The sequence below is a fragment of the Marinomonas algicola genome (genome assembly GCF_014805825.1).
GTDB classification, from domain to species: Bacteria; Pseudomonadota; Gammaproteobacteria; order Pseudomonadales; family Marinomonadaceae; genus Marinomonas; species Marinomonas algicola.
On the sequence record NZ_CP061941.1, the window covers coordinates 2,667,532 to 2,683,123 of the forward strand.

Annotated in this window: 11 protein-coding genes; 4 read left to right on the top strand and 7 right to left on the bottom strand. The window is 42.3% G+C overall.

Annotated elements, in window-relative coordinates; translation table 11 throughout:
- Positions 1-20 precede the first annotated feature (20 nt).
- From pheA to gyrA, 3 genes are all read right to left on the bottom strand, one after another.
- A complete protein-coding gene (gene pheA, locus IEZ33_RS12245) occupies positions 21-1,142 on the bottom strand; it encodes a prephenate dehydratase (RefSeq protein ID WP_191600335.1) in 1,122 nt (373 codons plus the stop codon).
- A 6-nt stretch (positions 1,143-1,148) separates the two neighbouring features.
- The gene (serC, locus tag IEZ33_RS12250) at positions 1,149-2,228 is read right to left on the bottom strand and encodes a 3-phosphoserine/phosphohydroxythreonine transaminase (protein ID WP_191600336.1); all 1,080 of its coding nucleotides are present in this window, start codon (positions 2,226-2,228) and stop codon (positions 1,149-1,151) included.
- A gap of 73 nt (positions 2,229-2,301) precedes the next feature.
- Positions 2,302-5,013, bottom strand: coding sequence for a DNA gyrase subunit A (gene gyrA, locus IEZ33_RS12255; protein WP_191600337.1), 2,712 nt, complete (start codon positions 5,011-5,013; stop codon positions 2,302-2,304).
- 263 nt (positions 5,014-5,276) lie between these two features.
- Between gyrA and IEZ33_RS12260 the strand changes: the two genes are divergently transcribed.
- The 4 genes from IEZ33_RS12260 to IEZ33_RS12275 all read left to right on the top strand — a co-directional run bounded on the left by IEZ33_RS12260 (position 5,277) and on the right by IEZ33_RS12275 (position 11,231).
- Entirely contained in the window at positions 5,277-6,611 is a 1,335-nt protein-coding gene (locus IEZ33_RS12260; RefSeq protein WP_191600338.1) for a TRZ/ATZ family hydrolase, read from the top strand.
- 46 nt (positions 6,612-6,657) lie between these two features.
- A complete protein-coding gene (gene ubiG, locus IEZ33_RS12265; RefSeq protein ID WP_191600339.1) occupies positions 6,658-7,371 on the top strand; it encodes a bifunctional 2-polyprenyl-6-hydroxyphenol methylase/3-demethylubiquinol 3-O-methyltransferase UbiG in 714 nt (237 codons plus the stop codon).
- 48 nt (positions 7,372-7,419) lie between these two features.
- Positions 7,420-8,181, top strand: coding sequence for a YciK family oxidoreductase (locus IEZ33_RS12270; RefSeq protein WP_191600340.1), 762 nt, complete (start codon positions 7,420-7,422; stop codon positions 8,179-8,181).
- Positions 8,182-8,345: 164 nt separating this feature from the next.
- Positions 8,346-11,231, top strand: a complete 2,886-nt coding sequence (locus IEZ33_RS12275) for an insulinase family protein (protein WP_191600341.1) — start codon at positions 8,346-8,348, stop codon at positions 11,229-11,231.
- A gap of 386 nt (positions 11,232-11,617) precedes the next feature.
- Here IEZ33_RS12275 and IEZ33_RS12280 read toward each other — a convergent pair whose 3' ends face one another.
- From IEZ33_RS12280 to IEZ33_RS12295, 4 genes are all read right to left on the bottom strand, one after another.
- Positions 11,618-12,952 (bottom strand): D-serine ammonia-lyase, encoded by a 1,335-nt coding sequence (locus IEZ33_RS12280; RefSeq protein ID WP_191600342.1) that lies wholly within the window; start codon positions 12,950-12,952, stop codon positions 11,618-11,620.
- Positions 12,953-13,010: 58 nt separating this feature from the next.
- The gene (locus IEZ33_RS12285) at positions 13,011-13,541 is read right to left on the bottom strand and encodes an amidase family protein (RefSeq protein ID WP_240009525.1); all 531 of its coding nucleotides are present in this window, start codon (positions 13,539-13,541) and stop codon (positions 13,011-13,013) included.
- A 368-nt stretch (positions 13,542-13,909) separates the two neighbouring features.
- Positions 13,910-14,623, bottom strand: a complete 714-nt coding sequence (locus IEZ33_RS12290) for a pirin family protein (protein ID WP_191600343.1) — start codon at positions 14,621-14,623, stop codon at positions 13,910-13,912.
- Between the two features lie 12 nt (positions 14,624-14,635).
- Entirely contained in the window at positions 14,636-15,586 is a 951-nt protein-coding gene (locus IEZ33_RS12295; RefSeq protein ID WP_191600344.1) for a glutathione S-transferase family protein, read from the bottom strand.
- Positions 15,587-15,592: the final 6 nt, after the last annotated feature.

Below are 15,592 nucleotides of genomic sequence, written 5' to 3' on the forward strand. Positions count from 1 at the left end.
AACATAAACCAGCAAACACCCTATAAAACAGCTATAGGGTAAGATCCCAGAACCTTTACTTCAGAAGCACAAGCCTGCAACTCTTTAATCAATACTTGAGAAGTCTCATTTTGATAGTGCCCCTCAAAATCAATATAAAAAATATAACCCCATTTACTCATCAAAGAAGGCCTAGTTTCTAATCGAGTCATGCTCACACCTAGACGCTTAAAGGGTTCTAGCAAACTATACAAGGCACCGGCCTCGTTTTTAGCGCTTATCAATAAAGACGTTTTATCATGACCACTTTCAGGAACATCTTGATGCCCGACGATCAGAAAGCGAGTGGTATTATCCGGTCTATCCTCGATATTTGATGATATTTTAGACAAACCATAAAGTTCACTGGCAATCTCACCAGCAATAGCCGCAACAGCACGACCGTTACGTGCCGACTCAGAGACCATTCTTGCTGCTTCAGCATTCGAATTAACGGCAATTCGCTCCACATGTGGCCAATATCGATCCAACCATGCTCGACATTGCGCTAAAGACTGTTGATGCGAGTAGATGTGGGTCACCTCATCCGGATTCACAGAGGGAGAGACCAACAAGTGATGATGTATACGCTCTTCAACCTCACCACAAATTTTCAACCGTGAATCTCTAAAACTGTCTAAAGTATGATTAACTACGCCTTCCGTAGAGTTTTCAACCGGAACCACACCATAGTTTGCCGCACCAGACTCGACCTCCCTAAATACTTCATCAATGGCGGCCATCGGCGCACTCACAATAGATTTACCAAAATGCTTAATAGCCGCTTGTTGAGTATAAGTGCCTTCAGGGCCTAAAAATGCAATGCGCATTGGTTTTTCTAAAGCAAGACACGATGACATTACCTGACGAAAAATTCGCGCCATTTCCTCATTACCTAAAGGACCTGAATTTCTTTCCATCACTCGCCTTAACACCTGAGCTTCTCTTTCTGGGCGATAAAAAACAACCGAGTCATCACCCTGATCAGCCAATTTCACTTCAGCCACTTTTTGGGCGCAACGAGCTCGCTCATTAATCAACTGCTGTATTTCGTTATCAATTGAATCTATACGATTTCGTAGTAACGGCAAAGTATCAGGAATATCCATTTTTTTATCAGTCATGCTAAATTACCCGTAACGTTTTTCAAACGACTTCATAAAATCAACCAGCGCCTGAACACCTTCTATTGGCATCGCATTATATATACTCGCCCTCATACCACCAACAGATCTATGACCTGCCAACGTCTTCAATCCAGCCGCCTCAGACTCCTCTAAAAATGCTTTTTCCAACGACTCATCCGCCAAAATAAACGGTATATTCATACGAGAACGAGAAGCGACATCAACATGATTAGAATAAAGCGCACTTTCATCAATGGTCCTATACAAAAGCTCAGCTTTCTCAATATTGATCGCCTCCATTGCCGCAACGCCACCACGCTGCTCCAACCATTCAAAAACAAGATCAGCAAGATAAATAGCAAAAGTTGGAGGCGTATTAATCATAGAATCATTTGCGGCTAAATTAGCAAAATTCCAGGTTGTTGGGAGAGAGCCCTGGCTACGTGACAACAAGTCCTTACGCACTATACAGATAACAACACCCGCAGGACCAACATTCTTCTGCGCCCCTGCATAAATCATCCCATATCGACTGACATCAATTTGACGCGACAGAATCGTAGAAGATAAATCAGCAACAATAGGCAAGTTAGTTTCAGGTAAGTCAGCAAATTCAACACCACCAATGGTTTCATTGGGCGTGATATGCAAATAGGCAGAGGACTCATCAATCTTCCAATCAGAGAATTGAGGGACATGGCTATAGTTATCACCCTTAGAAGAAGCAACAACACTCACAGCGCCATATTTACCTGCTTCCTTAATGGCTTTAGTAGACCATACACCGGTATCTAGATAACTAGATGAACTAAAGCCAGTCATCAAATTTGCTGGAATTTGCGCAAACAAAGATGAGGCGCCACCTTGAACAAACAAGATTTCATAATCATCATTGATATTTAAAAGTCTTGACAAGCGAGCTTTCGCCGAATGAAGAATCGAAACAAACTCATCACTACGATGGCTCATCTCCATTACCGACATCCCCATACCATGCCAGTCCAACATCTCTTTTTGCGCTTTAAGCAGAACTTCTTCAGGAAGCGCAGCAGGACCAGAACAAAAATTATAAACTCGACTCATTGCAACAAATACCTCTAAAAAGGAACACACCCCAAACTAACAAAAATGCGGCTCCACAGCCGCATTTTTAACTTTATTCGCTGTCCGCTTGATCGCTTTCAGCGGCATCACTATCTGGTAGATTCCGCTCCTCAGGAACAGCCACCTCACCATCAGCCTCTATTAGCTCTTCATCATCCTCCAAGCCCTCAAGGCCTTCACCCTCAACAACCCTTTCTAGGCCAACTAGGTGTTCACCTTTAGTAAGTCGAATTAAAGTAACACCCTGAGTATTCCGACCTTGACACGACACTTCTGAAACACGAGTCCTGACCAACGTACCTTGATCTGTTATTAAAATAATTTCATCGTTGTCATCAACTTGTTTCGCACCAATAACAGGACCATTACGCTCGGAAACCTGAATACCAATAACCCCTTGCCCACCACGTCCATAGATAGGGAAATCATCAATCGAAGTACGCTTACCGAAGCCATTTTCACACGCGGTTAACACACTCATACCTTCTTCGGGAACAATCAATGAGACCACTTTCGCATCGTTAGCAAGCTTAATACCACGCACACCTGATGCTGTACGACCCATGGCACGAACATCCGTCTCTTTAAAGCGAATCGTTTTACCCGCCGAAGAAACTAACATAATATCGTTTTCACCGTTGGTTATTGACACACCAACCAATTCATCCGTCTCATCTAAACCCAATGCAATCAGACCTGTCGAGCGTGGGCGCGCAAAGTGTGTCAACGCCGTCTTCTTCACGGTTCCGTTGGCTGTTGCCATAAAGATATAATGACTGGACGTTTCTTCCGTTTCAGGTACATCTGAATCCGCCACAGATTCATCTTCAGAACCATCTTTAGATGGAATAACCAAAGGCAATAACGCCGATATTGACTCACCCTCACTTAAAGGCAACAAGTTCACAATTGGACGACCTTTAGCATTACGACTAGCTACAGGAATCTCAAACACCTTGAGCCAATATACCTTACCGAAATTACTAAATAACATAATAGTGTCATGACTACTGGTAACCAGAAGATGATTAATGTAATCCTCATCTTTCATGCTGGCTGATGACTTGCCACGACCGCCACGACGTTGAGCTTGATACTCAACTAGCGGCTGAGATTTCGCATACCCCGTATCCGATATCGTCACTACCATTGGCGCTTCTTCGATCAAATCAGCAATGGTCAAATCTTGTCTAGAAGTTAAGATTTCAGTGCGTCTCTCGTCCCCAAACTCACCCTTAACGGCCTCTAACTCTTCACGAATCACTTCCATCAGACGAGTAGGATTGGACAAAATATTAAGCAGCTCACTAATCAATTCGATTAATGCTTGATATTCTTTTAATAATTTTTCATGTTCCAACCCAGTTAAACGATGCAAACGTAAATCAAGAATGGCCTGAGCCTGATCCGGAGACAGGTGATAGGATCCATCATGGAAACCGAATTGAGCTTCAAGATTGTCTGGACGGCACGCATCTGCACCCGCTCTTTCAAGCATGGCCATCACATCACCAGGCGGCCAACCTTCAGAAATCAGCTTCTCTTTCGCTTCTGATGAACTTGGGGACGTTCTAATTAATTCAATAACACGATCAATATTAACTAAAGAAACAGCCAACCCTTCAAGGATGTGCCCTCGCTCTCTGGCTTTACGCAATTCAAAAATCGTGCGTCGCGTTACGACTTCTCGGCGATGCTTAACAAAACACTCAAGAATTTGTTTAAGATTCAATAATTGAGGGCGACCTTCAACTAAGGCAACCATATTAATACCGAAAACAGACTGCAGCTGCGTCTGAATAAACAGATTATTTACAACAACATCCGCATTTTCACCACGACGTAACTCGATAACGATGCGCATACCGTCTTTATCAGATTCATCTCGAAGTTCGCTTATCCCTTCAAGCTTTTTCTCTTTCACTAATTCGGCAATTTTTTCAATCAATTTTGCCTTATTTAGCTGATAAGGTATTTCAGTGAATACAATGGCTTCACGATTCGCTTTGTCCATTTCTTCAATATGATGGCGAGCTCGCATATAAATACGGCCACGACCTGTTTTGTATGCTTCAACGATTCCCGCACGCCCATTAATAAAAGCTGAAGTAGGGAAATCAGGGCCTGGGATAAACTCCATCAACTCGTCAATGGAAATGTCAGCATTATCAATAACAGCCAAACAGCCATCAATAATTTCACCTAAATTATGAGGTGGGATATTGGTCGCCATACCAACGGCAATACCAGCTGACCCATTTACAAGCAATCCAGGTACGCGAGATGGCAACACTTCTGGCATGAACTCTGTACCATCATAGTTTGGTACAAAATTGACGGTTTCTTTTTCAAGATCCATCAATAAGTGGTGAGCAATTTTCTCCATTCGGATTTCGGTATAACGCATTGCGGCGGCATTATCACCATCAACCGAACCAAAGTTACCTTGACCATCAACAAGGGTATAACGCATAGAAAATGGTTGCGCCATACGGACTATAGTATCGTAAACGGCGGTATCACCATGAGGGTGATACTTACCAATTACATCACCAACAATACGCGCGGACTTTTTATATGGTTTATTCCAATCATTTTTAAGTTCGTTCATTGCAAATAGAACTCGACGATGCACTGGTTTCAATCCATCTCTTGCATCTGGCAACGCACGCCCAACGATAACGCTCATAGCATAATCGAGATACGAGCCCTTCAGTTCATTTTCGATACTGACTGGAATGATTTCTTTGGCTAATTCACCCATAGGTACAACCGATCCTTATGACGTGGAGTTACACAAACCCCATGAATATCTTTTTATAAGCGCGGCATTGTATCACAAGCCTTTGCAGAACTCCCATATATCCCCCTATGTTTTCCGGTAAAATAAAGCCTGAATCAATCTAAGCGCATTTTTTATACAATTGGCTCTATTTTTCAATCATTTAGTCTTAAGAAAACAATTCCTAACCTTGGTAGAATTTCAATGAAACGCTATAATCAATGAACACTCTCAAAGGCTGTATTATGACTAACCAATTGAATACCCTCTGGGTTGATAGCATCGTGTCTCCTGAATGGATCGCAACAGCGTCCTCTCAAGCCTTGCTGTCAAATTACAGTATTGTGATAGAGAAAGGGGTTATTCTAGACATTTTACCCACTGATATATGCTCAGATCGCTACCAAACCAAAAATCATTTTATTTTAGGAAACCAAATCGTCACCCCTGGCTTTATCAATGCCCACGGACATGCAGCGATGACGCTTTTAAGGGGTTATGCTGACGATCTCCCTTTAATGACATGGCTTAAAGAGCACATCTGGCCTACTGAAACAAAATGGCTGTCAAAAGACTTTACTGTTACCGGCTCTGAACTGGCCATAGCAGAGATGATAAAAAGTGGCACCACTACTTTTAGCGATAATTATTTTTTCTCTGAAGATGTTGGGGTAACCGCTCAAAACATAGGCATTAGAGCTCAACTTTGCCCAACGATATTAACCATGCCCACAAAATGGGCCGGCTCGATGGACGACTATCTTAGTCGGGCCATTGACACTCACCTAAGATTCAAAGACTCAAAACTGGTAAGTGGCATTCTTGGGCCACACTCTCCATACGTCCTTTCAGATGATGAACTTGGCAAAGTTGTGCAGGCCTCACAGGATCTGAATTGCATGATTCAAATGCACGTTCATGAAACGCATTCTGAAATCACTGACTCTCTAGAGAACTATTTTTGCCGACCTTTAGCTAGACTAGAGCGTATTGGCATGCTTAATAGTCAGCTTCAAGCCGTACATATGACTCAACTAACTGAACATGAAATTGAACTGATCGCGGAAAACAACGTCAAAGTGCTCCACTGCCCAGAGTCAAATTTAAAGCTGGCCAGTGGTTTTTGTCCCGTTCACTCATTACAAAAAGCAGGGGTAACGATTGCACTCGGAACGGACGGCGCCGCAAGCAACAATGACCTAGATATGCTTGGTGAAATGCGAACAGCCTCTTTACTGGCAAAAGCCGTTGCATCTGACGCCACAGCGCTAGACGCCGAAACAACGCTACGCATGGCAACCATAGAAGGTGCAAAGGCTCTAAACATGGATCATTATACCGGATCAATAGAGCTTGGTAAGGCCGCCGACTTATGTGCAACATCATTAGATGAGTTTGCTAATATGCCAATATACAACCCCCTTTCCCAGTTGATTTACACAGCAACTAGAGAACAAATAACTCATGTTTGGGTAGCAGGGGAAACCTTATTAAAAGACAAACAACTCACTACAATTGACTCTGACGAACTTAGAATTAAGGTAAGCAAATGGCGTCAAAAAATTAACACTCAACATTAGCCATCTTTAAGTTACGACGACTCTTTTAGCTAAATAGGTATTTATAATGACAACTGAATCACAAAATGTAGACGCACATGAAATTGCCAAGTTTGAAGCATTGGCCAGCCGCTGGTGGGATAAAGAAAGTGAATTCAAACCTTTACATGAAATCAACCCCCTAAGAGTCAATTACATCAATGATGCAACCAATTTAAAGGGTAAAAAAGTCATCGATATTGGCTGTGGCGGTGGCATATTATCAGAAGCAATGGCCAAATTAGGAGCTAACGTCAAAGGTATCGATATGGGTGAAGCTCCCTTAGGCGTTGCTCGTCTTCACCTTCTTGAAAGCAAGCTCGACATCGACTATGAACGCATCACAGCCGAAGCCATTGCCGAGCGAGAAACGGAACAGTACGATGTAGTAACCTGCCTTGAAATGCTTGAACACGTACCTGATCCTTCCTCGATTGTAGCCGCATGTGCAAAATTGGTAAAACCAGGCGGACACGTTTTTTTCTCAACCATTAACCGTAACCCGAAAGCCTATTTATTTGCCGTCGTTGGTGCTGAGTACGTATTAAACATGCTTCCAAAGGGCACTCACGATTACGCAAAATTCATCCAACCTGCCGAATTAAATAACTACGCACGAAACTCTGGCTTGGAAGTGGAAAACTTAATTGGCATGACTTACAACCCCCTGACCAAGATATATAAGCTAAATGAAAAAGACGTATCAGTAAATTATCTTATGAGAACGCATAAGCCAACTTAAGATAAGTATAATCGCATCAACTCTCTCAAAAGAGAGTAAGGAAAATTTATGCTCGACTATCAAGCTCCCAATGACTTACTTAAAGACAAAGTTATTCTCGTAACTGGCGCAGGAGAAGGCATAGGTCGCTCTGCGGCCTTACATTATGCTGCCCATGGCGCAACGGTTATTTTGTTAGGTCGAACAACCAAAAAGCTTGAAGACGTTTATGACGAAATTGAAGCTCGAGGCTACCCGCAAGCCGCCATCGTACCTTTAAACCTAGACTCCGCAGCAGAACATGATTACATTGAAATAGCGAACACCATACAATCCGAGTTTGGCCGCATTGACGGCCTTCTTCACAATGCAAGTATACTTGGAGACAGAACGGGACTGGCAAATTACGAGCCAAGTACCTTCGACCAAGTTATGCGGGTTAATGTATCAAGCCAATTTTTACTAACTCAATCGCTAATGCCATTACTGCTTGACGCGCCTGAGGGATCAATTATCTTCACTACCTCTAGCGTGGGTCGCAAGGCCAGAGCTTATTGGGGAGCTTACGCTGTTTCTAAGTTTGCCACTGAAGCCATGATGCAACTTCTTGCAGATGAGCTAGAAAACACCTCGAATATTCGAGTTAATGCCATAAACCCCGGGGCAACACGCACCAATATGAGAGCAAGAGCCTTCCCTGCCGAGAACCCATCTTCAGTTCTTGCACCTGATGAACTAATGCCTCTTTATTTATACCTCATGGGCCACGACAGTAAAGATGTCAATGGCCAATCAATAGACGCCCAACCAAACCGCAAAGCATCCAATTAGATAGGCGGGTTCCTAACATCACACTTGTTTCTTTGATGTTAGGAACCAACCCCATTCTATAAACCCCCTTTGTTTGAATAATCGGATTAAAAACCCTCACTTTCTTTACAAAAAAAACGACAGTAGATCTACACAGCCTAAGATCATTACTGTACCCTAAAAAAATGAAAAAACTTTACGCTTTTACCTCTATCATCTTAGTTTTGCTTACTTTTGTTTTTGCAAATCAAAACTTAGCAATCGCCAGCAGCCTTTCGACTGAAACTCAGAACAACATGACTCAAATTTCAAAAAGTAAAAACGACAAAAGTCTCTACAAAAGTCTAGTCTTAGAGAATGGCCTACGGGTTCTGTTGGTTTCGGACCCCATTGCTGAAAAATCATCCGCATCACTGTCAGTGAATGTGGGTTCTTTCCAAGACCCGCACCAACAAGAAGGCTTAGCTCATTTTCTCGAACATATGCTTTTTTTAGGTACAGAAAAGTTTCCAGATGCCTCTTCTTACCAAACCTTTATTACGGAAAATGGTGGCGCCAATAATGCTTACACAAGCAGTAATACAACAAACTATTACTTTGATATACAGGAAGACCATTATTCAGAAGCATTGGATCGATTTTCTCAATTCTTTATCAGTCCACTTTTTAGTAAAGAGTTTGCTGACAGAGAAAAAAACGCCGTACATTCAGAATACCTTGCAAAAATAAACGACGATTCAAGACGTGTTAACCAAGCGTTTAAGACACTTTTAAACCCTCAACACCCACAAAGTCGTTTTAGTGTAGGCCGCTTAGATACCCTTAAAGACAGGCCTAACGCGGATTTACAAACTCAACTTAAAACACTCTTTGATCAATATTACAAAGCAAACAACATGGCACTCACTTTGATTTCAACTTTACCTATTAGTGAACTGGAATCGCTCTCCAAGCTGTTTTTTACCGATATAAAAGGCCATCCAGCGCCAATTATTGATACGATTCCTAAGACAACTTTACTGCAAAACCAAACCCCAAAAATGCAATTTGTGGAGCCTATTGCTGACTTTCAAAAAATAAAGTTTCTTTTCCCGATACCAACACAACAGAAAAACTATAAAAGCAAACCAGGGCAATACCTGACTTACATTCTCGGACATGAAGGTTCTGGCTCCTTATTGTCCTATTTAAAACAACAAGGATGGGCAAATGCTCTGGGAGCAAGCACAGGATCGCCTATTGGCAAAGAACAAATCTTTAGCGTTAGTATTCGATTAACGGATGACGGCTTAAATCATATAGATGAAGTCGTTGGGGCATTTTTTTACGCACTGACTATTTTAAAAGACAGCCCTATCGACCCTCTCTACCTGAATGAAAGTAAGATATTAAGCAAATTGGCGTTTGATTATTACGATTACATCCATCCTATTCGGTTATCATCAATCTTATCCAGTCGACTATTGCATTATCCAGCTGAAGACATTTTATCATCATTCAAAATCACCAACCTTGCGAAGGAAGACGACATTCAATCTCTAATGTCTCATCTCACTCATGATAATATGTTGGTACAACTCATTAGCAAAAAGAACTTTCCAACGAACTGGCATGATGACGACTTAATCTGGGATAAAGAGACCTGGTACAACACTAAGTATACAAACTTCCATGCAAACGACTATTTTAAGAATTTATTCCTGCACCCACCTAAACACAATGGGATATCACTCCCTGAGGCCAATCCGTTTTTACCTGAAAACTTAGACACTATTAATGAATTCGATGAACATCCACGTTTAATTTTTCAGCAACCAGGACTTATCTACTGGCACCGGTCTGACAATCAATTCGAAAAACCAGCAAGCAATCACTTTCTGGCCATTCGTTTTGAAAATGCAGCCGACACACCACAGCACTATCTATTAAATCGCTTATTAACAAGGCTGTTTGACGAAGCGATGAGTGAACAAACCTACTTACCTTATGTAGCAGGGCTTGGGTATCGAATTTACCCCCACTTAAATGGCGTAACCATAAATACTAGCGGCTATTCAGACAAACAATTCTACTATTTAAAACAGCTACTAGAAGCGTTTTTACGCTTCAAACCGTCAAAATCACGCTTCGAAGAAAATAAAAAGCAGCTTTTAAAAGATTTATCCAATCAAATAAACACCCCCCCCTATCAATTGGCTATTTCAAAACTTTCAGACCTAGTAACCGAAGAGAGTATTTCAAACCATCAAATGATTGATGCACTCCCTTCGCTAACATTCGAAGACCTTATTCAATTTATGGAACCTAGACTGTCATCCTTTAATCTTGTGGCCTTCAGTAATGGCAATGTCACCAATGAACAAAGCCTAGAGTTTGCGCAAACACTGCTTTCTTTAACCACTCCCTTTTTAAATACACGCGAAAGCGTTGACAATGATCCCGTTAGTTTTGCGCCTACAGACAGGTTAACTCATGAATTTACGGCAAGCAGCAAAGACAACTCTGTGCTATACGTTATCAGAGAGCAAACCGATTTGACGTTAGATGACGAACTTAGAAGTAAAATGTTTTTTGCCATACTTAATCAATTATTTGCAACCGAGTTTTACAGTTCTCTAAGGACAAGACAGCAGTTTGGCTATATTGTCAGTACACATAACTTTGTCATGCAAAACATTCCAAGTCTCGCCTTTACCGTTCAATCACCAACTCGGAGCACGACAGATATACAACAAGCCATAGAAGCATTTATTAACAATCAAAACACTCGCATAGAAGAGCTGAGTGAACATCGTTTTAATAAAGCTAAAAATACCATTATGCAAAGCCTTTTGAGAGAACCCAAAAGCCTTAAGGAAACAACAGGAAGAGATTGGCGAGAAATTGCCAAATTAGCACCAGACTTCAAAAGAAAAGAAAGGCTGATTGACACTCTAAAAACGTTATCGATGGATGAATTTACATCCTTCTACAAGGATAAAGTAGTGAATGGCCACGCCACTCGTCTGTTAATTCATAATCACCCTATAACACTCAATCAATCAAACGAAATAAAGTGGCTAAAAATTTAGCCACTTACTACTTTGTAAGCACATCAAGTCAATAATAAGATACTAGTTGATGCGGTCTGAGCGCTTGGGACAAGCGTGTCAAGCAAACAATATTCGTCTTCTGTATGCATTTTTGCCCGATAGGTTCGGTACCGCATAAAGCCCCCCCCTTTAGAAGAAGTAAACATTGGCGCCCAATAAGCTTCTTCTGTAATGATTTTTATGGCTTCACTGTAACTCTCTTCACGCACTTTAGGATTAACCTTCGCCTGTACTGGCTTTGATGCATCCAGATCATCCTCCTGCCGTCAAAGTGTTTCTAGACTATCTTGTTGATAAAATGAAATCGGAAGAAAATCTAGAAAGAGCGAAGTCATAGCGCGGATGCGCATTCTACAATCACTGAGTTAATACAGCGCTTTACCATGAGCATAATACTTTTTTCTTTCTTCTTCAGGCACCATGTCACCACCTGTCGCCCACATAATGTGCGTTGCGTGAGACATTTTATTGTCCAGTTGATGCGCCTTTAAATACTCCTGCCCCTGATTCATCAGCCTAATAACACCGGCCAACCCTGCCGTTGCTGAGGGCTCTACCTGAATGTTTTCAGCATCCACCAGCATGGCCAAATAACGATACAGATTTTCATCAGATACCGTGTATACGCCGCTTAACAAAGCGTCCATCATGGGACCGACAAAAGCCGAGGGCCTACCAACGGCCAAACCATCGGCGCAAGTAAGATTGTCTATACCCAGGTCTTGCACAGCGATCTTATGGTGTAATCCCGTTTCCATGCCCAATAACATGCAAGGCGAATGGGTTGGCTCGGCAAAAAAGCAATGCACATGATCACCAAATAGCTGTTTGAGACCAAAAGTAATGCCACCCGGTGCGCCACCAACGCCACAAGGAAGGTAAACAAACAACGGATGATCGGCGTCCACCACAATATTTTGTGCTTCCAGTTGCTTTTGCAAACGCAAGGCCGCCACGCTGTAACCTAAAAATAAAGAGGCAGAATCTTCATCGTCAATAAAATACGCGCGGTCATCTTGCTCTGCTTCTTGGCGACCTTGTTCTACCGCCACACTGTAATCCGCCGTGTGCTCAACGACATTCACACCCTTGCTTTTTAATAGGGCTTTCTTCCATTCTCTGGCATCCGACGACATATGAACCGTGACTTTGAAGCCCAATTTTGCACTCATAATACCGATGCTTAAACCAAGGTTTCCTGTCGAGCCGACGACGATTTGATGAGTCGAAAACAAAGCTTTAAAAGCGTCCGAGTCAAACACTCGATACGCATCGTTGCCTTTTAATAAGCCATTCGCCTGCGCCAAACGCTCTGCATGCAATAGCACTTCGTATATACCGCCTCGCGCCTTAATGGAACCCGCGATGGGCAATTGGTTGTCACACTTCATCAGCAAACGACCCGTAATCGGTGCACCTATTAATTCGGTTAAGGTATTTTGCACCACCGGAATGGCGACAAGCTCTGATTCAATTATGCCCTGACTGGCCGCTGTTTCAGGAAACACATCCGCGAGATAAGGTGCAAAGCGAGACAAACGATCTGCCGCATCCAACACATCGGACATTTGCAATGACAAATCATCTTGAATGGAATGAAATACGGCTTTCTTTGGGTTAAACCAAGTGATTTCTTCTAACGCACTGACACATTTAACAACGCAAGATTGAGCAACGGAACTAGCAATAAACTCAGACAAAGGACATTCCTTCCATGACAAATAAATAGGTTACTGGCCTAGTATCGGATAATACCAGTCATTTTAAAACCCAATAAAACCCTCTACGTCTTTTAGAGAAGGTGAACAAGACAGCAGAACCGCCCGAAGACCCCGCGGCAGAGCGTGTCACGTCAAACGGGTTGGCGGTAACTCCGTAAACGGCGTTACGAGTGTTGCCACCGGCGCTCCATTCTGGATTATTGGTTTTCCCTAACGGCAAGGCGCCAGCACTTCTTAACAGCGCGATCATAGGGTCATCCGAAGTCGCCATATTGTCTTTAAAAAGGGTGCTACCAAAGATAGTCGGAAAGCCGGTTAAATCGACCATGTCTTTTACACACAATGGCAAACCATGTAGCGCGCCTAAGGGCTCGCCTTTATCAATGGCTTGCTGAGCTTTTTTGGCTTGTTTGAGTAAATCCTCTGGGTCACTGCAGATCATCGCGTTAACGGCATGATTCACTAAGTTCATTCGGTCTATACAGCTTTGCGCCAACTCCGTCACTGACAACGACTTTCGCGCCATCAAACGTCGCGCTTCGGTCGCATTTAAATCGCACGCCTCCATGATTTCCCCTTAATAGTATTTTCTCGTCTTTTAAGTAAGATCTAATAATATTAAGCATATGAAAAACTTAAAAAAGCGTCATTTTTCGATGACACCTTTGCCGATAAAGCAAAGCGTTATTTGAACCCACGATAAAGTACAGTGAGATTCAGGTTTTAATTTAAACCAAGGCACTCATGCTCATGAAGGCAATCCCGCCCAAGTGGATTACGATGTCCTTGTATTTCACAAAATGACCTAGAGAAAAACGTTGATACTCTTTCTTGACAAACCAGTGACCATTTATACCTTGCTCAAAAGTAGAAACGCGCTCAAATTGGTTAACCTATAACGTAAAACAAATAAAATGTGCCCTTCTCCCATCCATGTCAATGAGAAGGGGCGTCAATTAAAACAATCTCTGAGTCATCCAAAACAGTAAAACGAACACTTGCCTCTTTAGTTACTTCTGCTCCATCGCCGGTATTTAAGATAACTGTCGCATCGTCCGTAATGACCTCAAAACGCCCACTGGATGCCAATATATAAGCTTGATGATGTATCTTATGCTCAAAAGTAGACCCCTTTGACACTTTGCCGCCAAAAACACGAGCCTCTTGATAAATAAAAAGAGCGTCATCTTGATCTTCGGGATAGCCAGAGACTAATAAGCTCAAACCATCATTTTTATTGTTATTTCGAAAACGTTTTGCTTCCCACCTTGGCTTGACATTACGCTGATTTGGCTCAATCCATATTTGGTAAATGGTCAACGGATCTTTAGAAAGATTGTATTCTGAGTGAACAATACCGGTCCCTGCACTCATTACTTGAACCTCTCCATTTTCAGTGACGCCTTTATTACCTTTATTATCTTCATGGGTCACCGATCCACTCCTCACAAACGTAATAATTTCCATATTATTATGGGGGTGGGGTGGGAACCCTTGACCGGGCTCTACCCAATCATCATTAACCACTCTTAGCGTCCCAAACTCCATACGGCTAGGATTGTAATAATGAGCAAAACTAAAATGATGATTGGCTTTAAGCCATCCATGATCCGCTTTGCCTAGCTGTTGAAACGGAAAATGCTTAATCATACGAATCTCCTATTAAAACAAAGTTGCTCTATTATGCGGCAAGTCAAATGACGGCAATGGACCTAATGGCACGACACCCGTTGGGTTAATGGTTTTGTGACTCGCATAATAGTGTCTTTTGGTGTATTCCAAATCCACCGTTTCAGCAATACCTGAGATTTGAAACAGCTCTCTGAGGTAATGACTCAGGTTTTCGAACTCAGATAACTTATTACGATTACATTTAAAGTGACCGTGGTAGACCGCATCAAAACGAACCAAGGTGGTAAACAAACGCCAATCGGCTTCTGTTATACTATTGCCAGCTAAATAACGTTGCTTAGACAAACGTGCTTCCAACCAGTCCAAACTATCGAACAACTGAGTATAAGCAATATTGTAAGCGTCTTGAGTGGTTGCAAAACCGGCTCGATAGACGCCATTATTTATCGTGTTATAAACCCGTTCATTAACCGAATCAATTTCCGCCCTTAACGCGGCCGGATAGTAATCATCATGATTACCTGTAAGCTCATTAAAAGAGGCGTTCAAAATTCGAATAATTTCGCTGGATTCATTATTAACAATAGTGTTGGTTTTCTTATCCCAAAGCACTGGAACGGTCACTCGCCCTTCATAATCTGGAGCCGATTTAAGATACACTTGATAAACGTAATCGAAACCAAATAATGGGTCGCCCTGCTCGCCAAACTCCCAGCCGTTTTCAAGCATTTCAGCCTTAACTACACTCACCGTAATATGTTGCTCTAACCCTTTTAACGCCCTAAAAATCAAAGTTCGATGCGCCCAAGGGCAAGCAAGAGAGACATACAAATGATAACGTCCGCTCTCAGGTTGGTATAGACTGTCTTTTTCAGAAGAGACAGAGTGCCTAAAACGACTTTCTTGTCTCTCAAAATTGCCTTTAGATGCTTTGGTACTGTACCACTGGTCAACCCACTTACCTTTAACAATTAAGCCCATGATTCA